This is a genomic window from Bacteroides sp. BFG-637, assembly GCF_024793605.1.
Lineage (GTDB): Bacteria > Bacteroidota > Bacteroidia > Bacteroidales > Bacteroidaceae > Bacteroides > Bacteroides vicugnae.
Map to the genome: position 1 here is coordinate 4906985 of NZ_JANUPD010000002.1, position 21301 is coordinate 4928285.

A 21301-nucleotide genomic window follows, 5' to 3' on the forward strand; every position below is an offset into this window, starting at 1 on the left:
TAGCGTATTTGAACCAGCTTTGAAAGAGTGACGGTATATGCTCGCGATAGTGACGGTATCGCTGTCATATACCGTCACTATCTTTACCGGATAGCGTCACCCTTTTACATATTCAAATAATAATCCCGGGTTAGCGTCATATATTCCTCACTATATTGATGACGAGCCAGTTCTGTCAATAGTTCTTCTACAATACACTCTTGATTGGAAAAAGAAAAAGTAATCAAAACACGTTTCGGAATACCGCCGGGCTTAGTGATTACATTCAGTTGACGGACTGCATATAGCTTTCTCATATAAGCTATCTTTTTTACCCGTTCAGCTACATCTGCCGGAATCACCATTGTGAAAAATCCGTCTTCTGCCAATAATCCGCTTACTCCTTCCAACAAATCTTCATAAGTCAAAGAATCATTGTGACGAGCCGCGGCTCTCTGACGATCCGGACATTCCAGCGAATCGACAAAATAAGGAGGATTAGAAACAATTACGTCGAATTTATCCGAAGACCTGTATTTCTTAAAATCAGCCTGCACCACTTCTACCCGCTCCTTCCAAGGCGAACGAATGATATTTTCCCTGGCTTGCCCGACAGCCGCTTCGTCTATTTCCAACGCTACAATATTTGCATCCGGCAAACTGCGTTGCGCCAACATTAAAGCCACCAACCCAGTTCCCGTCCCAATGTCCAGAATCCGGTGCGCACTCTCAACGAGAGTCCAAGCCCCCAGAAGTACTCCATCCGTACCGACTTTCATGGCACATTTATCATGCCATACCGTAAATTGCTTAAATTTAAAATAAGGATTCGACATTTTATCCGTTTATCTTAAAGCCGTTTTATACTATTATTTTATTGCAAATCGCCAAAAATAAATAATAATTATGGAATACTCCCTTTATAAGCCGATATTTTGGCATTGTTTTTGTGTTTTTATTCTGCGCAGTGCTTTATTATTAGAGAGAATCAATTAACTTTGCAAACGATTTATGCATATCAGTATGACATAAACTAAATTAAAACGAAAAGATGAAAGAAAGATATTTATTGGAAGATGGAGGCGATAACAGCTTCTCGCTAATCACAGACTATGATGGGAACGATGAACAAGCATTTGATGTAAATGTGAAATCTGGTGAAATTCTTCCAGTACTCCCCTTACGTAATATGGTGTTGTTTCCTGGAGTATTCCTGCCGATCACGGTAGGCCGCAAGTCTTCTCTGAAACTCGTACGAGATGCCGACAAGAAACATAAAGATATTGCAGTAGTATGCCAGAGATCGGCACATACAGAAGATCCGAAACTGGAGGATTTACACAATATCGGTACCGTAGGACGAATTGTGCGGATATTGGAAATGCCCGATCAGACAACAACTGTCATTCTTCAGGGAATGAAACGTTTAAGTCTGACAAACATCATCGAAACTCATCCGTACCTGAAAGGTGAAATACAACTTTTGGAGGAAGATGTCCCAGGCAAAGATGATAAAGAGTTTCAAGCCTTGGTGGAAACTTGCAAGGACTTGACAATGAGATACATCAAATCGTCAGATGTGATGCATCAGGATTCGTCGTTTGCTATTAAAAACATCAACAACCCAATGTTCCTGGTCAATTTCATCTGCTCAAACCTGCCGTTCAAGAAAGATGAGAAGATGGACTTGTTGAGCATCAACTCATTGCGTGAACGCACTTATCACTTACTGGAAATTCTGAACCGTGAAGTGCAGTTGGCAGAAATCAAGGCATCCATCCAAATGCGTGCCCGTGAAGATATCGACCAGCAACAACGCGAATACTTCCTGCAACAGCAGATCAAGACTATTCAGGATGAACTGGGTGGCGGCGGTCAAGAGCAGGAAATAGAGGAAATGCGCCAGAAGGCAGAAAGAATGCGCTGGAATTTAGAAGTCAGAGACACGTTCATGAAAGAACTTGCCAAACTGGAGCGTACTCACCCGCAATCTCCGGATTACAGCGTACAGCTCAACTATCTGCAAACGATGCTCAATCTCCCATGGGGTACTTATACAACTGACAATCTGAACCTTAAAAACGCAGAAAAGACGTTGAACAAAGACCATTACGGACTGGAGAAAGTAAAAGAACGTATTTTGGAACACTTAGCCGTATTGAAGCTGAAAGGTGATATGAAATCACCGATTATCTGCTTGTATGGCCCTCCGGGAGTGGGTAAAACATCTCTTGGAAGATCCATCGCATCTGCGCTCAAACGGAAATATGTACGTATGTCTTTAGGTGGTGTGCATGACGAAGCGGAGATTCGTGGTCATCGTAAGACTTATATCGGTGCTATGCCCGGACGAATCATCAAGAGCTTGATAAAAGCCGGTGCTTCCAATCCTGTTTTCATCTTGGATGAAATAGACAAGGTCAGTGCCGACCGTCAGGGGGACCCTTCTTCTGCATTGCTGGAAGTGCTCGACCCGGAACAGAATACTTCTTTCCATGATAACTTCCTAGATGTAGACTACGATCTCTCCAAGGTATTGTTTATTGCAACAGCCAACAACCTGAACACAATCCCCGGTCCGTTGCTGGACCGTATGGAATTGATTGAAGTAAGCGGATATATCACGGAAGAGAAAGTCGAGATTGCCCGCAAGCATCTGCTACCCAAAGAATTGGAAGCCAACGGACTCAAAAAAACGGATATCAAGCTTCCTAAAGATACGCTGGAAGCTATAATCGAGTCATATACCCGTGAAAGCGGCGTTCGCGAACTGGAAAAGAAGATCGGTAAGATTCTTCGCAAATCGGCTCGCCAATATGCTACGGACGGTTATTTCGCTAAGACGGAAATCAAACCGACAGATTTGTATGATTTCCTCGGAGCACCCGAATATACACGCGACAAGTATCAGGGAAATGATTACGCAGGTGTAGTCACCGGATTGGCATGGACAGCTGTCGGAGGCGAAATCTTATTTGTAGAAACCAGTTTGAGCCGCGGCAAGGGCGGACGTCTTACATTGACCGGTAACTTGGGAGATGTGATGAAAGAATCTGCCATGCTGGCACTTGAATATATCAAGGCGCATGCTTCTGTCCTTAGTCTGGACGAAGAGATCTTTGACAACTGGAATATCCATATCCACGTTCCTGAAGGGGCTATTCCGAAAGACGGTCCATCAGCAGGTATCACGATGGCCACTTCACTGGCTTCTGCCCTGACTCAAAGAAAAGTGAAAGCCAACATTGCCATGACGGGAGAAATCACTCTTCGCGGCAAAGTGCTTCCTGTGGGTGGCATCAAGGAGAAGATATTGGCAGCCAAACGTGCCGGAATCAAGGAAATCATCATGAGTGCCGAGAACAAAAAGAACATAGATGAAATTCAGGATATTTATTTGAAAGGACTGACTTTCCACTATGTAAACGATATAAAAGAGGTATTCGCTATTGCATTGACCAACGAAAAAGTAACGGATCCTATTGATTTATCTGTTAAGAAACCCAGCCAGGAATGACATTTGAGTTACAATATACAGACACTAAAAGTAATGCCCGTGCCGGTCTGATAACAACAGACCACGGGCAGATACAAACACCTATCTTCATGCCGGTGGGCACACTGGGCACTGTGAAGGGAGTACATCTGACCGAATTAAAAGAAGACATTCAGGCACAGATTATTCTGGGTAATACCTATCACCTCTATTTGCGTCCGGGATTGGACGTGATCGAGAAAGCAGGCGGACTGCACCGCTTTAACGGTTTCGACCGCCCCATGCTGACTGACAGCGGTGGTTTTCAGGTATTCTCATTAGCCGGAATCAGAAAGCTGCGTGAAGAAGGAGCTGAATTTCGTTCGCATATCGACGGAAGCAAGCACATCTTCACTCCGGAGAAGGTGATGGACATTGAACGGACTATCGGTGCGGATATTATGATGGCTTTTGACGAATGTCCTCCGGGCGACTCGGATTACGAGTATGCCAAAAAGTCATTAGGATTAACCCACAGGTGGCTCGACCGTTGTATACAACGTTTTAATGAGACAGAACCTAAATACGGTTACAACCAGTCTCTCTTCCCCATCGTCCAGGGATGCGTTTATCCTGACCTGCGCAAGCAATCTGCAGAGTTTGTAGCGTCCAAAGGTGCTGACGGGAATGCTATCGGCGGTTTGGCGGTAGGTGAACCGGTAGACAAGATGTATGAAATGATCGAGATTGTCAATGAAATACTTCCCAAAGACAAACCCCGTTACCTGATGGGGGTCGGAACTCCTGTCAACATTCTTGAAGGAATAGAACGCGGCGTGGATATGTTCGACTGCGTTATGCCTACAAGAAACGGACGAAATGGCATGTTGTTCACCAAAGATGGCATTATCAATATGCGGAACAAAAAATGGGAAACAGACTTCTCTCCTATTGAAGCCGACGGAGCCTCTTGCGTGGATACATTGTACAGCAAGGCTTATTTGCGCCATCTTTTCCATGCACAAGAGCTACTGGCTATGCAAATCGCTTCCATACACAATCTGGCATTCTATCTGTGGCTGGCAGGGGAAGCAAGAAAGCACATTATTGCCGGAGATTTCTCGACCTGGAAGCCGATGATGGTTAAAAGAGTATCAACTAGATTATAAGAAATGAAAAGCAATCGATTTATAAAACGGCTGGACTGGTATATCATCAAGAAGTTCTTGGGGACATACGTATTTGCTATTGCACTAATCATTTCTATTGCAGTGGTATTCGACTTCAACGAAAAGATGGACAAACTAATGGAGCATGAAGCTCCATGGGATAAAATCATCTTTGAATACTACATGAACTTTATCCCCTATTTCTCCAATCTGTTCAGTCCATTGTTCGTATTCATTGCTGTTATTTTCTTTACCTCCAAACTGGCAGAAAACTCCGAAATTATCGCGATGTTCTCCACCGGTATGAGCTTTAAAAGGATGATGCGCCCTTATATGATTTCTGCCGCTATCATCGCATTGGTCACCTTCACACTAAGTTCGTATGTGATTCCGAAAGGAAGTGTTACGCGTCTGAATTTTGAAGATCGGTATATCAAACCAAAGAAACAAAACTCGGTAAGCAATGTGCAGCTGGAAGTGGATAGCGGAGTGATTGCATATATCGACAACTATAACAACGCAATGAAAACCGGTAACCGCTTTTCATTGGATAAATTTGTGGATAAAAAATTAGTTTCGCATTTAACTGCACGACGGATTACCTACGACACCACCACCGTTCATAAATGGACGATCCACGATTATATGGTACGCGAACTGGATGGTTTAAAGGAAAAAATCACTAAGGGAGACCGGATAGACTCTATCATCAACATGGAACCTTCTGACTTTCTCATCATGAAAAATCAGCAGGAAATGCTGACCAGTCCCGAATTAAGCGATTATATCGCCAAACAGAAACGAAGAGGATTTGCCAACATCAAGGAATTTGAGATCGAATATCACAAACGAATTGCCATGTCGTTCGCCTCTTTCATCCTTACCATCATCGGTGTATCGCTTTCGTCCCGAAAAACGAAAGGTGGTATGGGGCTTCATCTGGGTATCGGATTAGGATTAAGTTTCTCTTATATTCTGTTCCAGACGATTACTTCTACCTTTGCCGTGAACGGAAATGTGCCGCCTGCCATTGCAGTCTGGATTCCTAATATCCTTTATGCGGGTATCGCATTCTTCTTGTACCAGAAGGCGCCTAAATAAAAGGTAGGCAAGCCTTCCACAGTCTTCACGGATTCGTGCCTTTACTTTATCATCTGGTGCATTCAGTTTCTTCTTATGAACGTTATTTCACGAATCCAACCTTGTCCGCTTCGGTTATTTGCTTGATGATACGACAAGGATTGCCTGCAGCAAGGGTACGGGGAGGAATATCATGCGTGACGATGCTTCCACAACCGATGACGGCTCCTTCGCCTATAGTTACACCTGCCATGATTTTTACATTGCCGGCTATCCACACCTTGTCACCAATGGTGATGCGACCGCCTATGAGTGCTCCCAGAGCACGCTCCTCGGGATCAAGACTGTGGTTGGCACTGTACATACCTACATTAGGACCTATGAGAACATGGTTGCCGATGGTGATACGTGAGCAATCAAGTAACACAGCACCGAAGTTGATGTAAACGTCATTGCCGATGTAAATGTTCTTACCAAACTCACAAATAAAGTTTGGCTCAATATACACATTTTCTCCAATACTACCAAATAGCTCTTTCAACAGCTGCTTACGCTCTTCGGGTTGTTCATCGGTTGTTTGATTGAACTTCTTGAAGATGTTTTTTGCCTCTACACGGCGTTTAAACAAATCTTCATCGAAGTCATCGTAAATCATGTCAAGTTGCATCTTTTCCCATGCAGAGAGGGTGGAGTCATTTGATTTCATACCTTTTCGTATATAACGTCAGTTCGACGAATTATAATTATTTGATTATTTGGAGAATAACAATAAAAGTAGCATATTTATAGTGTCTAATTATAAACACATACAAAACCTTTATCACTATATTTACAGAATGCAAAGTTATTGAAATATTTTGTTTGGCAGATAATTTCTGTAAGTTTTCTGATTCCTTACCCACGGCTTTTTCATTTAAGAAAAAGTATTTTAAGATACAAGATCTTAGTGTTTTGGATGCACCGGATAAACGAAGAGTATAAAGAGAAGTTCCGCCTATTCTTGCTAATGCAAGTGCAGGCGGAACTTTTTTGTTGTATCCATTTCCTCTTTTGTCTATTCTCCATTGTTTTCACCTGACGGTGATTTGGAAAATCCCTCTTTCTCCTTACATTCTTAAAATCGTTAACCGACTTCTTTTACATAAGCAGAAAGATCTGCAGCAGAGATGTTTTTGGCTATAATTACACCATTTCCATCCAATAAATAGTTAGTGAATCCCCGGTTTAAACGGTACTTCTTAAATAAGCCGGAATCCTCGCCTTCTGTTTCCACGAAACAAGTGGGCGTAACTATTTGATCCTTACGAACGGTTTCCTTAAATATTGACTGATATTCGTCAAATGAAATAGAAACCATTTCCACATTATGAGAAGAACGAAGCGCATTGCTCAAACTTACATTTTGCATCCGGGACTGCGCGTCATAACTTGCCCAAAAACTTAGCAACACATATTTACCTTTCAAATTTCCCAATTTAAAGGCGGGTTGCCCGTCTGACGTAGATTCGATTTTAAAATCAGGGGCTACGTCACCCTCACTCAAACCTCCGGTAGGTTTGTCTTTCTCAACGAAAGCGGTCAAGGAACAAATCAGTAATACAACAAAAATCCATTTTACATGCTTCATGTAATTAGGTTTTAGTTAATACTATCCGGGCCTGTCCTTAAACAGTGGTTTCTTCCCGAAACGTTGTCTTTTCAGGCATCAGGCGAAGAGGAATCCGCTGATTATCAGAGCCTTTATTTTTGAAACCGGGTGCAAAGGTAAGTAAATATTAAATTAACTTCCAAGCAAATAAGCAAAAATCTCACTTTTGGGGTATAACTTTTTATGTTATTTAGCATAAAAACGAACTTTTTTCTCTACTTTTGCAGAGTTAAAGTCTATTTTTTATGCAACCATCAAATACTGAATTGATTCTGATTCGAGTTACCGGCGAAGATCGCCCGGGACTGACTGCTTCCGTGACCGAAATCCTTGCCAAATATGATGCCACGATTCTCGATATCGGCCAGGCAGATATTCATAATACATTATCGCTGGGTATCCTGTTCAAGAGTGAAGAAAGACATTCCGGATTCATTATGAAGGAACTGTTGTTCAAGGCTTCTTCTCTGGGAGTGACCATCCGGTTTGAACCTATCACCACCGAGCAATATGAAAACTGGGTAGGTATGCAAGGGAAAAACCGTTATATCCTGACGGTTCTGGGACGCAAGCTTTCCGCCCGACAGATTTCTGCCGCTACAAGCATCTTAGCCGAGCAGGGCATGAATATCGATGCTATTAAACGTCTGACAGGTCGTATCCCGTTGGATGAATGTCAGGCAGATACACGTACCAGGGCTTGCATTGAGTTTTCAGTGAGAGGTACTCCGAAAGATCGCATTGCGATGCAGGAGAAGCTGATGAAGTTGGCCAGCGAACTGGAAATGGACTTTTCTTTCCAACAGGATAATATGTACCGTCGTATGCGCCGTCTAATCTGTTTTGATATGGACTCTACATTAATCGAAACAGAGGTGATTGACGAACTGGCTATCCGTGCCGGTGTAGGCGACGAAGTAAAGGCCATCACAGAAAGCGCCATGCGTGGAGAAATAGACTTTACAGAGAGCTTTACCCGCCGTGTAGCACTATTGAAAGGGCTGGACGAATCGGTAATGCAGGAAATAGCCGAGAGCTTGCCTATCACAGAGGGTGTAGAGCGGCTGATGTATGTATTGAAGAAGTACGGTTACAAAATCGCCATCCTTTCGGGAGGATTCACTTATTTCGGTCAATACCTGCAAAAAAAATACGGTATAGATTACGTCTATGCCAACGAACTGGAAATTATTGATGGCAAACTGACCGGACGTTACCTGGGAGATGTAGTAGACGGAAAACGGAAAGCTGAATTGCTCCGCCTCATTGCACAAGTGGAAAAGGTGGATATTGCACAGACCATCGCCGTAGGAGACGGAGCTAACGACCTCCCTATGCTAGGGGTTGCCGGACTGGGAATTGCCTTCCACGCAAAGCCTAAAGTGGTGGCAAATGCCAAGCAATCGATCAACACCATCGGACTGGATGGGGTGCTCTATTTCCTCGGATTCAAAGATTCTTACTTGAATATGTAATTAGACAAAAAAATAGATTATCTTTGCTGACAAATTAAATAAAAGAATGAAGTTTTCCGAACTACAATTAAATGCAAATGTGCTTGAGGCGCTTGATGCCATGCGATTTGACGAATGTACGCCTATACAGGAGCAGGCAATTCCAATCATACTTGAGGGTAAAGATTTGATCGCAGTAGCACAGACAGGAACAGGCAAAACGGCCGCATTTCTACTGCCTGTATTGAATAAATTATCTGAAGGTAAACATCCGGAAGATGCGATTAATTGTGTCATCATGTCTCCTACCCGGGAATTGGCCCAACAGATTGACCAGCAAATGGAAGGGTTTTCTTATTTCATGCCGGTATCGAGTGTTGCCGTATACGGTGGAAATGATGGAGTATTGTTCGAACAACAGAAAAAAAGGACTCACTTTAGGAGCTGATGTTGTTATTGCTACTCCCGGACGTCTGATCGCCCATTTAAGCCTTGGATATGTAGATCTTTCCAAGGTTTCTTATTTTATTCTGGATGAAGCAGACCGGATGCTCGACATGGGATTTTATGAAGATATCATGCAAATTGCGAAATATCTGCCGAAGGAACGACAGACAATCATGTTTTCTGCAACAATGCCTGCAAAGATTCAGCAATTGGCAAACACAATCTTAAATAATCCGTCAGAGATAAAGCTTGCAGTTTCTAAACCTGCAGAAAAGATTATTCAGGCGGCATATGTTTGTTACGAGAATCAAAAGTTGGGAATTATACGCAGTCTTTTTATGGATGAAGTTCCGGAGCGTGTGATCGTCTTTGCTTCTTCCAAAATCAAAGTCAAAGAAGTGGCTAAGGCCTTGAAGTCCATGAAACTGAATGTAGGGGAAATGCATTCGGATCTGGAACAGGCTCAACGGGAAACTGTTATGCACGAGTTTAAAGCCGGACGAATCAATATATTGGTAGCTACGGATATCGTTGCACGTGGTATCGACATTGATGATATTCGACTGGTTATCAACTTCGACGTGCCTCACGATAGCGAGGATTATGTACACCGCATTGGACGTACGGCACGTGCCAATAACGATGGCGTAGCACTTACGTTTATCAGCGAGAAAGAGCAAAGCAACTTCAAAAGTATTGAGAACTTCCTGGAAAAAGAGATTTATAAAATTCCTATTCCTGAAGAATTGGGAGAAGCTCCGGAATACAAACCACATTCTTTTAGCAAGGGCAAGGGTGGCAACTACAAAAGAAAAGATTTCCGGGGAAAAAGGAATAATAATAACGGAGGAAAGAGAAATAACCGTCCGTCTCCCCCAGACAAAATTAAAGCAAGGCTTTTTAATCCGGCACTATACGATCTGAATGTATGGTGCTTTTTTTATTTGGATGAAATGATAGTCAAATCTCCTTTAAAACTTACTTCCATATTTACAATGCTATATATGGAAGTTTCCGGAATGGCCAAGACAGCCTGATAATGAAAACCGTTCCGGTCTACTTTCACAAACTTTGTATCTGACAGGATGGATTGCTCCAGAAAATCAACAGGAAGTACTTTGTCAAACATCTGTTTGGTAACATCGCTGGCAAACAGGCTCTTTTTACCTTCATACACACAAATGTGCATCACATTATCATAGTATACATTATCCATGCTAATCCCGTCTTCGGAATAAGTCGTCTTGATGACTCTCATTTTAGAAGGATTAATATATACGTATGCACGATAGCGAGTGCCATTATAAGCCACCACACTATCACGTTTGGTTACTTCCGTATATGCCGGAATTACTAATTCCTGACGGACAAAATAGATTGAATCATTGGCATCTTCGGATTTATGTAGCTTAATCACATCATCCGTTATGGAATGAAACCAGAATATATGTTCTGCCTGCTTATCAATCTTGTAATAAGTAGTATCATTTCCATAAGTATAAAGAGTATCCCGTATTATTTTAAATGCAATGGGAGTACTTTGCACATCTGCATAGTAGATCGTATCTCCTTCTACACGCATCAACGGGCTCTCCGTTTCATCGTCCAGCCAAATTCCCTGCAGTAGCCCTTTTGCACTAAGATCCTCCTTCTCTTGTTGAAGAGAATGGGGATTCTTATTGCCGCTACATGCCGCGAAAAAGATTGCCATTAACGATACAGCCACATTTTTCATCATCTATTTTAGTTTTGTATAAAGATACTCTTATTTTTTTATTTACCAATACAGTGATAAATAAATCCGAGTTCTTCCATCTCTTTTTTATCATATATATTACGCCCGTCCAACACAATCTGCCGGGACATCGTTTTCTTGATAACGGCCCATGAAGGCAGACGGAATTCTTTCCATTCGGTAACCAGCATCAACACATCAGCATCCAGTACGGCATCGTACATATCGCAAGCATAATAGATGGTATCGCCAATCCTACGCTTACATTCTTGCGTGGCAGCCGGATCGTATGCACGTACTTTACAACCAGCTTTGAGCAATCTATCAATCAGGACTAATGCCGGAGCCTCACGCATATCATCCGTTTCCGGTTTAAATGCCAATCCCCACAAAGCAACTGTCTTACCTTGCAAATCACCATTAAACTGCTTCACTAGCTTTTCGAACAAGACGCTTTTTTGGTTCTCATTCACTTCTTCCACAGCTGTAAGTACCCGCATGGTATAACCATTCTGTTCTGCCGTTTTAATCAATGCCTTCACATCTTTTGGGAAACAAGAACCACCATATCCGATGCCCGGATACAGAAACTTACGTCCGATACGGGTATCCGAACCTATTCCGCTACGCACCATATTCACATCCGCACCAACAATCTCGCACAAGTTTGCAATATCATTCATAAAGCTTATACGGGTTGCCAGCATCGAATTTGCCGCATATTTAGTCATTTCCGCAGACGGAATATCCATGAAAATCACACGGAAATTATTCAATAAGAATGGTTTATATAGTTTGGACATCAATTTCTCCGCACGTGCCGACTCCACTCCCACTACCACGCGGTCCGGGCTCATAAAGTCACTGATAGCATTTCCTTCTTTAAGGAATTCCGGATTAGAAGCCACATCAAAATCAACCTTCACGCCTCTCTTATCCAGTTCTTCCTGAATAACCGCACGAACCTTACTGGCAGTGCCTACCGGAACGGTACTTTTGGTAACTACCAATTTATACTGTTTCATGTTGCGACCAATGGTACGGGCCACCTCCAATACGTATTTCAAATCAGCGCTGCCATCTTCATCCGGAGGAGTCCCAACTGCACTGAATATAACTTCCACTTCATCCAAACAACTTTCCAATGAGGTAGTAAACTTCAATCGCTTTGCCTTCATATTACGGAGTACCATCTCTTCCAATCCATTTTCATAAATTGGGATGTTCCCCTTTTGCAAAGATTCAATTTTCTCTTTGTTCGTGTCTACGCACGTTACATTCACGCCAATTTCGGCAAAACATGTGCCTGACACCAGCCCCACATACCCTGTTCCCACGATTGCAATTTTCATACTTAATCTATTGTTTGTTTAGAAATTCATTCAAAATAAACGGCGTCTTTGAAAGCAGTTCCCTCTCTGTCTTTCGCAGATAATAACATTTGCGACTCTGCCAACGGCCAGTCGATCCCCAATGTTTCGTCATTATATAAAATAGAGGCTTCTGCCTGCGGAGCATACTTGTTATCTACCTTATATGTAAAAACAGCTTCTTCACTCAAAACTGCAAATCCATGAGCAAAACCGCGGGGAATAAAAAATTGTCTCTTGTTTTCTTCACTAAGCAATACACAAACATGCTTTCCAAACGTAGGCGATGATTTACGCAAATCAACGGCAACGTCCAGCACTTCTCCTTTAAGAACACGAACCAATTTCGCCTGACTATGTTCTCCTTTTTGATAGTGCAATCCGCGCAATACACCAAAAGACGATTTCGACTCGTTGTCCTGTATAAAGTTTACGGGACCAATATTGGCTTCAAACTCTTCTTTCTTATAGGCTTCCATAAAATAGCCCCGTTCATCGGAGAAAACTCTAGGCTCAATCAGCCATACTCCGTCTATTTCTGTCTGTATATAGTTCATTATTGATAGTGATAAATAAAACGATGCAAAAGTAGTGAATTTTTCGAAGTTTTCTGGGATATATTCAATTTATCTCTTAATTTTGCAGACATGATTGAATTGGCACAACATATAGAGACTTTACTACTGGAAAACGACTGCGTCATTGTTCCGGGATTTGGTGGTTTTGTAGCGCATTATTCGCCCGCAACCCGCGTAAAGGAAGAAAATATATTTTTACCTCCTACCCGTACAATCGGTTTTAATCCTCAATTAAAACTAAATGACGGCATATTGGTGCAATCTTATATGTCAGTATACGACACAAGTTTTGCTGACGCCAGCCGTATAGTAGAAAAAGAAGTAAACGAATTTATCGGTCTCCTTCATGAAGAAGGGAAAGCCCATCTGGATAATATAGGCGAGATTCATTATAATATTTATGGCAACTACGAGTTCGTTCCTTATGATTATAAGATAACAACTCCTTCATTATATGGTCTCGACTCTTTTGAAATACATGAACTTTCGGCTCTGCAACAGAAAGAAAAAGTATTGGTACCGACTTATCAGGAAAAGGAAAAGAAGACTTTTGAAATTAGTATCAACCGCGCGTATCTCCGCAATGCTGCAGCAATGATTGCTGCTATCGTACTGTTCTTTGCCTTTTCAACTCCGGTAGAGAATACCGACGTTCAAAAGAACAATTATGCACAGTTATTGCCCAGCGAGCTTTTTGAGCAAATAGAAAAGCAATCGGTTGCAGTAACTCCTATTTATGTTAAGAACGATGCTGCGCAACAAGCAAAGAAGCTTTCTGCTTCTTCCGCTTCTTCCGCTTCAACCAAAACTTCTTCTGCTAAAAAGCATACAACGGATAAAGCTAAGACTTCCAAACCGATCGCAGTAAGAGAAGTGAAAGTGGTAAAACAGGAAACAGCGGCTCCTGCTCCTGCAGTGAAATCTCAAGAAAGTGTAAATCATCCTTTTCATATCATAGTGGCAGGAGGAATCAGCCTGAAAGATGCAGAAGTTATTGCGAACCAATTAAAATCAAAAGGATTTACAGATGCAAAAGCTCTGAACACTGATGGCAAAGTACGTGTCAGTATCAGTTCATTCAACAACCGTGATGAAGCGACCAAGCAATTACTTGAGCTAAGAAAAAACGAAACTTATAAGAATGCCTGGTTACTGGCTAAATAAAAATCCCTTTTAAAAAGCATGAAACGAGTTCTTTGTCCCAAATGTGAGAATTATCTTTATTTTGATGAAACCAAGTATAGTGAAGGCCAATCGCTGGTATTTGAATGCGAACATTGTGGCAAGCAATTCAGTATCCGGCTAGGAAAAAGTAAAGTTAAGGCTCTTAGAAAGGAAGAAAACCTGGAAGAAGAAGCTGAATCTCATAAAGAAGAGTTCGGATATATCACTGTAATCGAAAATGTATTTGGTTTTAAACAGTTACTTCCCTTGCAAGAAGGTGACAATGTCATAGGCCGCCGTTGCGTAGGAACAAACATTAATACTCCCATTGAAAGTGGTGATATGAGCATGGATCGACGCCATTGCATCATTAATATAAAGCGTAATAAGCAAGGAAAGCTAGTCTATACATTACGAGATGCTCCTAGTCTCACAGGAACTTTCCTTATGAATGAAATTCTGGGAGATAAAGACCGTGTACGTATTGAAGATGGCGCTATTGTGACAATTGGAGCTACCACATTTATTTTGCATACGGCTGAATGAACTTATAACTTATTTTGATACTCTCGCATGAATTCATCAGCGATATAGAGATTACCATAAAGATAAAGCCCTGTTTCCTTGTCATGCAAGTCAGCGCAAGTCTTGCTTTCATAAAACAATTGCAATGCTCTGACTGGAGTAATTTCCAAGCGTTTTGAAAGTTCGGCAGCAATGATACCGATACGATTACTTAATATTATCTCTTGAATTTCAGGAGACTTTACAGGATCATTCTGCCAGTTCTGTTCCATCATAAATAAGGTATTTATCCGTAATACTTTGGTTTAACAAACAAATCTGATTATTTGGTTGGTGTTGAGCAAGACGCTGTAATGCCACATCAGCACTCATCAAACCAGACATATATAAATTTACCGTATCAATTACCCGGTCATTCGCGACACCTCCCTCTATATAATCATAATTTGCCACTGGATTCAGTCCACGACGACTAGCAATAATAAGTTGACTACCGGAAAAATATATTTTAATTGTTCTGAAAGAGTTGTGCAAAAAAAATAAGGCTAGTAATCAATGTTATATGCTGCTGAATGTAATCTTACTTTTTATTGCTCTACATTGTTTAAAGGTAGTATAAATTTCAAATACTACCCTTAAACAAACAATTAAATTAGTGGAATTACCTTTTCAACAATCTAGTTTTTTGTTCTTCAAATTCATCTTGTGTTATAACTCCTTTGTCTTGCAACGACTTTAACTTAAACAACTCATCTGCTATATTAGCTGAAGTACCCTTCGCCTTACCATCGTTACCTATACTATTAGCAACAAAAACGCCTAAAATCATACCAGGTATAAAAAGAAACCAAACTAAAAAAGATAAATGGAACATCAATCCAATACCTAATGCAAAGATCCCACCTAGAAATGCACCTAATAGTAATCTAAAAATTTTAATCATAATAGTTCAATATTTTACCAAGCCAATAATTCACAATCTTTAAATTCAAATTTCCTACGAGTACCAGATGTAAGTATTGCCTTTACAACAACTTTTTTGGGATATGATAGATCTACGAAATTTTCATCATTTGTATATCCAACCAAATCGTACCCATCGATCCATTCTCCAAATGCTTCAAGAGCAAAGCAGCAAATCTTATATTTATATCCATTTTTATCAAAAAAGCCATTTGCCTCTTTGATGGCTTCTAACTTACAGCTAATTGTAATAGTCTTTCCAATATACTCTTTCTTAGCTTTTATAGGATTAGCGAATATTTCACTCAACTCCTCAAGTGTTAAACTTTCTTCAATAAGACTATTTATTTGTTCCTTCCTTTCTTCCTCTATTTTCTTTCTAAAGCTAATATCCAAAGCCTTCTCAATCTTTGTTAATACATTTTGCGCTTGTATCTTTGAAGAGAAATCTGACAAATAGAAATTCATAGATACATCAGTCTCCTCATTATGATATTCTATTTCATTTGTTTGAACTATTTGCCCATATTCATTTATATCAAAATTCCACTCGAAAATTCCACCATCAACAGAACCATATGAAAAACTTCCATCAATTGCCTGTGCTAGGTAATTAACGTATAATCCCACTTTATCCTGTCGAGTATTCTGTAGTATATCAATTTTAGGTGATATTCTGGAAAAGAATACAGTATCAGGTTTAGACAGATAATATACATATTCATCTTTCCAAACAATTTCATCTTCACCATCAGGATCCCAAGGATTTGGCTCACTATATTGATGTGTGAAAGCTATAGTATTATCATCCAATAATCTAAAATTAGAAGTCATGTGATCTTGGAATACATATTTTTCTAATTTTATCTGATCATAGCTTTGCTCAATACTAGGCATTCCATTTTTACTGAACCCCATTGTAAATGTGATTTTTGTCATAATAGAATCTGACGACAATAGAATTCGTTCGGGTTCATCCAAATTATTTATCCAAAGAGCATTCTCATTTTGATAAATAACAAAATGTTTTTCTTTGGAAGTCATTACAATCCTTTTACCCTGTTGTTGATAATCTGCAATTATATTTTCCAAGTCTTTTTGGACATTCCTTCCACATCCTTGGAATAACAATAATATTAAAAATATAAAATTTATTTTTTTCATGTTTTTCTATCTCTTTTCTATTTAACAAATATCTCTCTTTCTACAGTTCTTCAAACATAGAAAGTTCCTACACCCACACAGTCGCTATACTCCACCCCATAGTTTGAAAAATATCAAATTATGTCTCTAATATTTGATTGCCCTACTAGTTTTCAATAATTAGATTCTTCATCGAAGCCACAAAATAACTATTTACTATCAAACAATAGAAAAGCCAAATCGTTATGATAGCAAACAATAAATAGAAAAGCCAAATCAATACTTTTTTCATAATCTTGGCCTATGACTTCCTCCAATAGGAGAATATTTACACTTATTGGCAGTCAGATCAGCAATACTCTTTGCATCTTTCCCGCAATATACGCACTCATAAAACTTTTTAGTACGACCTTCATAAAGTTTATGCCTTCCGTTATAAGCTCCATCAGGATGTCGTTTACACAAATTTGTAGCCAAATCTTTAATCGAATGAAATTTCTTTCCACAATACTCGCAAAAGTATATTCTATTTTCTACATTGCTTTCTTTTATTTCATGGCTTGGGTAACTATCGTTGCTTGCGGTTACCACCGTAGAAGTTTCTCCCCAACAGCTAGTCAAGAGGAAAATAAAAATTACAAATACTAATTTCGTCATCATATCAAAACAACATTCTTAACTTTACTTTCTCCTTCTTTATATTCTATATCCACTCTAAAATTGACAAAATCACTATAAATATATAATGGCAACAAGTCCCCATCTTTAAGTTCGTAGTCGAATTTTAGCCTAATGCTGGAACCTGCTAAGAAATTTTCTTGAGGTAACATTACTTTATCTTTATCTTGTAACTGATAAATAGAAAATACAGGATCAATTAAAGTCAAGACTCTTGGGATTTCCAGTTTCAGCTTCTTATCCGGCTTACTCCATAATTCTGTAACCGTAGAAGATATTTCTTTAACTTTTCCCCATGAAAGCCAAGTACTGTTTTCCATTTTTTGTATAGGAGCTCCACCATTAACACTTATCTCCATCTCAAGAAGTTTCTGTAATGCATCAGCATCCAAAGAGTAATCCGTCAAGAAATGTTTCTTTATTTTATCCAACAAAATTTCTTTTCCATATTGACTAGTATTCAGCAAAGTAGAAGCATGGCTTTCCTTATAATCCGCTTTATCAATCCAACATATTTTATCATCAGTCATTGCAATAGCACGGACACGGGTAATATCCTGATATTTCTTATCAGCATATGCTAATTTCATCGTTCCTAAATCAGATATTTCATGATGTTTGATTATATTTTTAGTTGTAGGTACTTTCACTACATCATACTCATTCTTATACATATCCGTATAATGAATACAGAGAAAAATGCGAACATTTTCCAGGTCAATATCCGAACGATTATTAATCGAGACCCTAATTTCGTCATCTTTATCTGAGAATTTCCAATCAGTAGTAGGAGTAATGGCTACATCGATGAAAGAATGTTCCATTAACAGCTGCTTAAAACTGCTGTATAAATAATCTTCACAAAATTGCATATCCGACAGCAAACAATCGTAAATGCCTTGGTTTCCCCTACGAAAGAAATGATTAAAGATTTCATTTTTGCTTTCCTCCATCATTCCTTTTTGTACATAATATTTGGATTTTAAAAAATTAGGGCTAAACATACCATATCCTTCCATTGTAGAACGGTAGAGTCGAAGCAAATACTGCCCCTCCGGTGTTTTATTCAAATAAGTACGACTCCTATATGAATCCAAAAGATCAGTCAACCTCTCTGCTTGACGAGGATATTCCATAGCAGCCTGATCTAAATAGGACAAAGCTTGCTGTTCTTTTCCAATCCGATAATTTAATAACCCTTTCAGTACTAAAGCAGGAGCCGAACGCTCAGGGTACAACTCGATATAATTATCCAAAGTTATATCAGCCTCTACAAAAAAGTCGTTCCATTCACACTTCATGGAATCTGGTAATTGCATTTCCTTAACGATAGAAAGTACTTCAGGGCTATCAGGCATAGTATTCATTTCTCCCGAACCGATATTAATCAGCGACAAGGATTTCAAAAGTAAAGCTTCTCGGTTCCGAGGATATTGCTGCAAAATTTTAGAAGTTGAGTTATAAGCATCCACCATTCTACCTGAATAAACATCAAAATACGCCTTATCTTTATTAATGCAAAGCCTGTCCCATTCTTTCATGTATTTTGTATAGACAGGTACAAAACCTGACAGATAGTCTATATAAGCCATTTTCAATTCTTCTATTTCATCTTCCAACTTCGATTTTAAATCCATCTCTTCCTCATAGTGATCGAATGCCGCATTCTTAGCTGCATCAATACTCAGATTTTCAGACATATCGACAATAGCTAAAGGCCCCTCCCCCGCCATTGCTTTCATTGCAGCCATGCCTGCTCCTGTGGTACTTGACTCTTTTGCTAATGTCTTCGCACCTGCCGCTGCACTACGAACCAACATCCATATAGTTGAAAACTCCTTATACTGCTTTTGCAACTTAAACATTTGTTGTAAAAGAGGAAGAATTTTTATTTTGGCATCAATTACATCTGAAGCGACCATACTATAATCCTGCTTTGCCATATATTCCAAAAAACTATAGAAATCATCCGATTTTGCTTGTGCCATTTCCAACCCATTCAAAATCCGAACCGTTTCTTCGATATCATATTCTTTATTTATATCCGCTTTCCGCTCTTTTAAAGCTTCATAAGCTGCCTGAAATTCCTCTACTGGTTGGTAGTTTTCTATTTGCAATTCCGGATTAGCTTTTTTACCACATCCAGCCACTATACTACCCAATATCAGCAATGTAACAATAATCTTTTTTTTCATCATGGTTGTTATAATTTTAATGTAGATGTTCTCTATTTGCAATACTTACTGTTAAATGTAGTATCATCAGAGAATAAATAGATAATTCCTTCCACTAAAGCCACAATGGCAGAAACACCCGTCCAACAAAAAAGCAGATAAGCAATGCCCCATCCCACTTTTCCCATATAAAATTTGTGAATGCCTAATCCACCTAAAAAGATTGCCAACACAGCTGCTAAAAGTCTACTTTTCATAATTATTAATTTTACATGTTACTATTTTATGTATTGATCTATTACAATTAGAAACTATCCATTTCTTCTTGAATTCTTTTCTTTAACTCATCATTATAACCGTTTATTGATATAAGTTCTTGATCATATTTCTGCTGAATTTCCACATTTTTCTTTTTCATTTTATTCCATTTTGTATGCAAGATGATACCACCTATTCCCGCTAACAAAAAAGATAAAACAAACCAATAATTAGAAAAAGAATCAATCCAAACACCTGTCACTACCTGAGGATCAAAAAGCGTAAAAGTCATATAATGAATTACATAAGCTAGCATATGTAATACCCACAAAACACAATAAAACCAGAGAGGAGAAGCAAGTGTAGCAAAACAGAGCAAACCAATATCACGCTGTTTATTAGGTATCTTCTGCTTAGGAGCCATAGGCAAGCTTCGCTCCTGCGTCTGATATAGCATTCTAAAGTATCGTTCTCTATATTGTTCCAAGGATAATCCACATTCTTTCATTGGTTGTTTTAATGATAATAGAAATTTTTCCATCAAGATAATAGCTTTTTGAGAAGATGGATTATACTCGTCTGAACGATGAAATGGATTAGAGCCAAACAATAATTCATTTCCTGCCTGTATTGTACTATATACCGATTTCAAATCCTTATCAATCCAATTGATTTTTTCGCCGGTTTCTTTCTCTATGACTTGAAAAACAAATGCAACAGTTTCTTTCAACAGTTGTAAACTTTCATTTATATCAGATGGAATCCTTTCTTTCTTTTTCTGATACAGCATTTTAGCGTACTTAGCTGTCACTATGGTCTGCAACATTCGATTTAGTGTTTGTTTACATGTCTCAAAATCCGTCCTATCATATGCAGATAACACTTTTGTAACTGAAGAAAAGAATTGCTTTACATAACTGGCTTCAAGGCTGTCCGAAGTATTTTCTTGCATAAATCCAATCACCAACAATTGGCATATAACAAGACTTTGAGTTTGTTTTGATACTGCATTCGATTTCTCATTTAGTGCCCCAATTATATCCGACAATGTATATATGCCATCTTCTATAATAGGTATTCCACATGACGCACAGACTTTTGCACCTTTTGCATTTATCGAATGACAGCATTTACATCTTGTGATTTCTACGTTTCCATCTAACAACTGATCGGTCACTTTGTCATCTTCTGCCGCCCATTGATACCCACATCCAGGACAGATAAAATCATATTCTTTCGTTTGAATGATTTTCCCTGAATAATTATCAGCTATCACACCACCAACAATACTACCTGCAAATGACCCCAACGGTCCAAACACAAGCCCAACTGCTCCACCTACTACTTGTGCGCCTCCTTTCCTTATTGCAGCTTTTCCTAATCTATCTTGCATAGAGGTATGGGGGATACCTGCTACCCAATTATTACATTTCGGACAAATTTGTCTCATCGCTTTTTTAT

At 39.5% G+C, this 21301-nt stretch carries 19 protein-coding genes and 2 pseudogenes; 7 read left to right on the forward strand and 14 right to left on the reverse strand.

Translation table 11 applies throughout. From position 1 onward, the window contains the following. Positions 1–104 precede the first annotated feature (104 nt). Entirely contained in the window at positions 105–815 is a 711-nt protein-coding gene (locus tag NXX38_RS19015; RefSeq protein ID WP_099147034.1) for a tRNA1(Val) (adenine(37)-N6)-methyltransferase, read from the reverse strand. A gap of 215 nt (positions 816–1030) precedes the next feature. On the opposite strand from NXX38_RS19015, the gene lon reads away from it, so the two are divergent. The 3 genes from lon to NXX38_RS19030 are packed head-to-tail and all read left to right on the forward strand — an operon-like array spanning position 1031 to position 5724. Further along, on the forward strand, positions 1031–3496 hold the full coding sequence (lon, locus tag NXX38_RS19020; RefSeq protein ID WP_195650301.1) for an endopeptidase La: 2466 nt from the start codon (positions 1031–1033) through the stop codon (positions 3494–3496). Beyond that, positions 3493–4623, forward strand: a complete 1131-nt coding sequence (tgt, locus tag NXX38_RS19025; RefSeq protein WP_004295910.1) for a tRNA guanosine(34) transglycosylase Tgt — start codon at positions 3493–3495, stop codon at positions 4621–4623. The genes lon and tgt overlap by 4 nt, the downstream gene beginning before the upstream one ends. A 3-nt stretch (positions 4624–4626) precedes the next feature. Next, positions 4627–5724 (forward strand): LptF/LptG family permease, encoded by a 1098-nt coding sequence (locus NXX38_RS19030; RefSeq protein ID WP_195650300.1) that lies wholly within the window; start codon positions 4627–4629, stop codon positions 5722–5724. Between the two features lie 82 nt (positions 5725–5806). On the opposite strand, the gene NXX38_RS19035 is transcribed toward NXX38_RS19030, so the two are convergent. Beyond that, a complete protein-coding gene (locus tag NXX38_RS19035) occupies positions 5807–6409 on the reverse strand; it encodes a sugar O-acetyltransferase (protein ID WP_195650299.1) in 603 nt (200 codons plus the stop codon). A gap of 417 nt (positions 6410–6826) precedes the next feature. Next, positions 6827–7330, reverse strand: coding sequence for a thioredoxin-like domain-containing protein (locus NXX38_RS19040; RefSeq protein WP_148366661.1), 504 nt, complete (start codon positions 7328–7330; stop codon positions 6827–6829). 266 nt (positions 7331–7596) lie between these two features. On the opposite strand from NXX38_RS19040, the gene serB reads away from it, so the two are divergent. Both serB and NXX38_RS19050 read left to right on the forward strand, forming a co-directional pair. Then, the gene (serB, locus tag NXX38_RS19045) at positions 7597–8826 is read left to right on the forward strand and encodes a phosphoserine phosphatase SerB (protein WP_004311666.1); all 1230 of its coding nucleotides are present in this window, start codon (positions 7597–7599) and stop codon (positions 8824–8826) included. A gap of 46 nt (positions 8827–8872) precedes the next feature. Next, positions 8873–10130, forward strand: a pseudogene (locus NXX38_RS19050) (DEAD/DEAH box helicase); the annotation flags it as partial. A 62-nt stretch (positions 10131–10192) separates the two neighbouring features. On the opposite strand, the gene NXX38_RS19055 reads toward NXX38_RS19050, so the two are convergent. The 3 genes from NXX38_RS19055 to rfbC are packed head-to-tail and all read right to left on the reverse strand — an operon-like array spanning position 10193 to position 12914. Beyond that, positions 10193–10990: a DUF4738 domain-containing protein gene (locus tag NXX38_RS19055; RefSeq protein WP_258980687.1), complete on the reverse strand. Its 798-nt coding sequence runs from the start codon at positions 10988–10990 to the stop codon at positions 10193–10195. A gap of 35 nt (positions 10991–11025) precedes the next feature. Continuing rightward, positions 11026–12339 (reverse strand): UDP-glucose/GDP-mannose dehydrogenase family protein, encoded by a 1314-nt coding sequence (locus NXX38_RS19060; RefSeq protein WP_148366658.1) that lies wholly within the window; start codon positions 12337–12339, stop codon positions 11026–11028. 26 nt (positions 12340–12365) lie between these two features. After that, a complete protein-coding gene (gene rfbC, locus NXX38_RS19065) occupies positions 12366–12914 on the reverse strand; it encodes a dTDP-4-dehydrorhamnose 3,5-epimerase (RefSeq protein WP_004303149.1) in 549 nt (182 codons plus the stop codon). A gap of 90 nt (positions 12915–13004) precedes the next feature. On the opposite strand from rfbC, the gene NXX38_RS19070 reads away from it, so the two are divergent. Together NXX38_RS19070 and NXX38_RS19075 are read left to right on the forward strand one after the other, a co-directional pair. Further along, on the forward strand, positions 13005–14099 hold the full coding sequence (locus NXX38_RS19070) for an SPOR domain-containing protein (RefSeq protein WP_258980689.1): 1095 nt from the start codon (positions 13005–13007) through the stop codon (positions 14097–14099). 18 nt (positions 14100–14117) lie between these two features. Beyond that, a complete protein-coding gene (locus tag NXX38_RS19075; RefSeq protein WP_117937916.1) occupies positions 14118–14645 on the forward strand; it encodes an FHA domain-containing protein in 528 nt (175 codons plus the stop codon). Between the two features lie 2 nt (positions 14646–14647). Here the strand turns inward: NXX38_RS19075 and NXX38_RS19080 are convergent, their stop codons facing one another. The 8 genes and pseudogenes from NXX38_RS19080 to NXX38_RS19115 all read right to left on the reverse strand — a co-directional run bounded on the left by NXX38_RS19080 (position 14648) and on the right by NXX38_RS19115 (position 21290). Continuing rightward, positions 14648–14899, reverse strand: a complete 252-nt coding sequence (locus tag NXX38_RS19080; RefSeq protein WP_122137198.1) for a hypothetical protein — start codon at positions 14897–14899, stop codon at positions 14648–14650. Further along, a pseudogene (locus NXX38_RS19085) lies at positions 14874–15113 on the reverse strand (DUF3990 domain-containing protein); the annotation flags it as partial. The gene NXX38_RS19080 and the pseudogene NXX38_RS19085, both read right to left, overlap by 26 nt. 172 nt (positions 15114–15285) lie before the next feature. Beyond that, positions 15286–15567 (reverse strand): SHOCT domain-containing protein, encoded by a 282-nt coding sequence (locus tag NXX38_RS19090; RefSeq protein ID WP_148366656.1) that lies wholly within the window; start codon positions 15565–15567, stop codon positions 15286–15288. 14 nt (positions 15568–15581) lie between these two features. Then, the gene (locus NXX38_RS19095; RefSeq protein ID WP_195650295.1) at positions 15582–16751 is read right to left on the reverse strand and encodes a hypothetical protein; all 1170 of its coding nucleotides are present in this window, start codon (positions 16749–16751) and stop codon (positions 15582–15584) included. Positions 16752–17018: 267 nt separating this feature from the next. Continuing rightward, positions 17019–17390 carry a hypothetical protein gene (locus NXX38_RS19100; RefSeq protein WP_229128676.1) on the reverse strand — a complete coding sequence of 124 codons (372 nt, stop codon included), beginning with the start codon at positions 17388–17390 and terminating at the stop codon, positions 17019–17021. Further along, the gene (locus NXX38_RS19105; protein ID WP_195650294.1) at positions 17387–19606 is read right to left on the reverse strand and encodes a hypothetical protein; all 2220 of its coding nucleotides are present in this window, start codon (positions 19604–19606) and stop codon (positions 17387–17389) included. Before NXX38_RS19105 ends, NXX38_RS19100 begins: the two co-directional genes overlap by 4 nt. A gap of 29 nt (positions 19607–19635) precedes the next feature. Next, positions 19636–19839 carry a TM2 domain-containing protein gene (locus NXX38_RS19110; RefSeq protein WP_229128675.1) on the reverse strand — a complete coding sequence of 68 codons (204 nt, stop codon included), beginning with the start codon at positions 19837–19839 and terminating at the stop codon, positions 19636–19638. 47 nt (positions 19840–19886) lie between these two features. Beyond that, positions 19887–21290 (reverse strand): hypothetical protein, encoded by a 1404-nt coding sequence (locus NXX38_RS19115; RefSeq protein ID WP_258980692.1) that lies wholly within the window; start codon positions 21288–21290, stop codon positions 19887–19889. Positions 21291–21301 lie beyond the last annotated feature (11 nt).

Bases quoted from the DNA above. Each gene is read 5' to 3' on its own strand.
- NXX38_RS19015 (WP_099147034.1), bottom strand. From the start codon at position 815: ATGTCGAATCCTTATTTTAAATTTAAGCAATTTACGGTATGGCATGAT.
- lon (WP_195650301.1), top strand. From the start codon at position 1,031: ATGAAAGAAAGATATTTATTGGAAGATGGAGGCGATAACAGCTTCTCG.
- tgt (WP_004295910.1), top strand. From the start codon at position 3,493: ATGACATTTGAGTTACAATATACAGACACTAAAAGTAATGCCCGTGCC.
- NXX38_RS19030 (WP_195650300.1), top strand. From the start codon at position 4,627: ATGAAAAGCAATCGATTTATAAAACGGCTGGACTGGTATATCATCAAG.
- NXX38_RS19035 (WP_195650299.1), bottom strand. From the start codon at position 6,409: ATGAAATCAAATGACTCCACCCTCTCTGCATGGGAAAAGATGCAACTT.
- NXX38_RS19040 (WP_148366661.1), bottom strand. From the start codon at position 7,330: ATGAAGCATGTAAAATGGATTTTTGTTGTATTACTGATTTGTTCCTTG.
- serB (WP_004311666.1), top strand. From the start codon at position 7,597: ATGCAACCATCAAATACTGAATTGATTCTGATTCGAGTTACCGGCGAA.
- NXX38_RS19055 (WP_258980687.1), bottom strand. From the start codon at position 10,990: ATGATGAAAAATGTGGCTGTATCGTTAATGGCAATCTTTTTCGCGGCA.
- NXX38_RS19060 (WP_148366658.1), bottom strand. From the start codon at position 12,339: ATGAAAATTGCAATCGTGGGAACAGGGTATGTGGGGCTGGTGTCAGGC.
- rfbC (WP_004303149.1), bottom strand. From the start codon at position 12,914: ATGAACTATATACAGACAGAAATAGACGGAGTATGGCTGATTGAGCCT.
- NXX38_RS19070 (WP_258980689.1), top strand. From the start codon at position 13,005: ATGATTGAATTGGCACAACATATAGAGACTTTACTACTGGAAAACGAC.
- NXX38_RS19075 (WP_117937916.1), top strand. From the start codon at position 14,118: ATGAAACGAGTTCTTTGTCCCAAATGTGAGAATTATCTTTATTTTGAT.
- NXX38_RS19080 (WP_122137198.1), bottom strand. From the start codon at position 14,899: ATGATGGAACAGAACTGGCAGAATGATCCTGTAAAGTCTCCTGAAATT.
- NXX38_RS19090 (WP_148366656.1), bottom strand. From the start codon at position 15,567: ATGATTAAAATTTTTAGATTACTATTAGGTGCATTTCTAGGTGGGATC.
- NXX38_RS19095 (WP_195650295.1), bottom strand. From the start codon at position 16,751: ATGAAAAAAATAAATTTTATATTTTTAATATTATTGTTATTCCAAGGA.
- NXX38_RS19100 (WP_229128676.1), bottom strand. From the start codon at position 17,390: ATGATGACGAAATTAGTATTTGTAATTTTTATTTTCCTCTTGACTAGC.
- NXX38_RS19105 (WP_195650294.1), bottom strand. From the start codon at position 19,606: ATGATGAAAAAAAAGATTATTGTTACATTGCTGATATTGGGTAGTATA.
- NXX38_RS19110 (WP_229128675.1), bottom strand. From the start codon at position 19,839: ATGAAAAGTAGACTTTTAGCAGCTGTGTTGGCAATCTTTTTAGGTGGA.
- NXX38_RS19115 (WP_258980692.1), bottom strand. From the start codon at position 21,290: ATGAGACAAATTTGTCCGAAATGTAATAATTGGGTAGCAGGTATCCCC.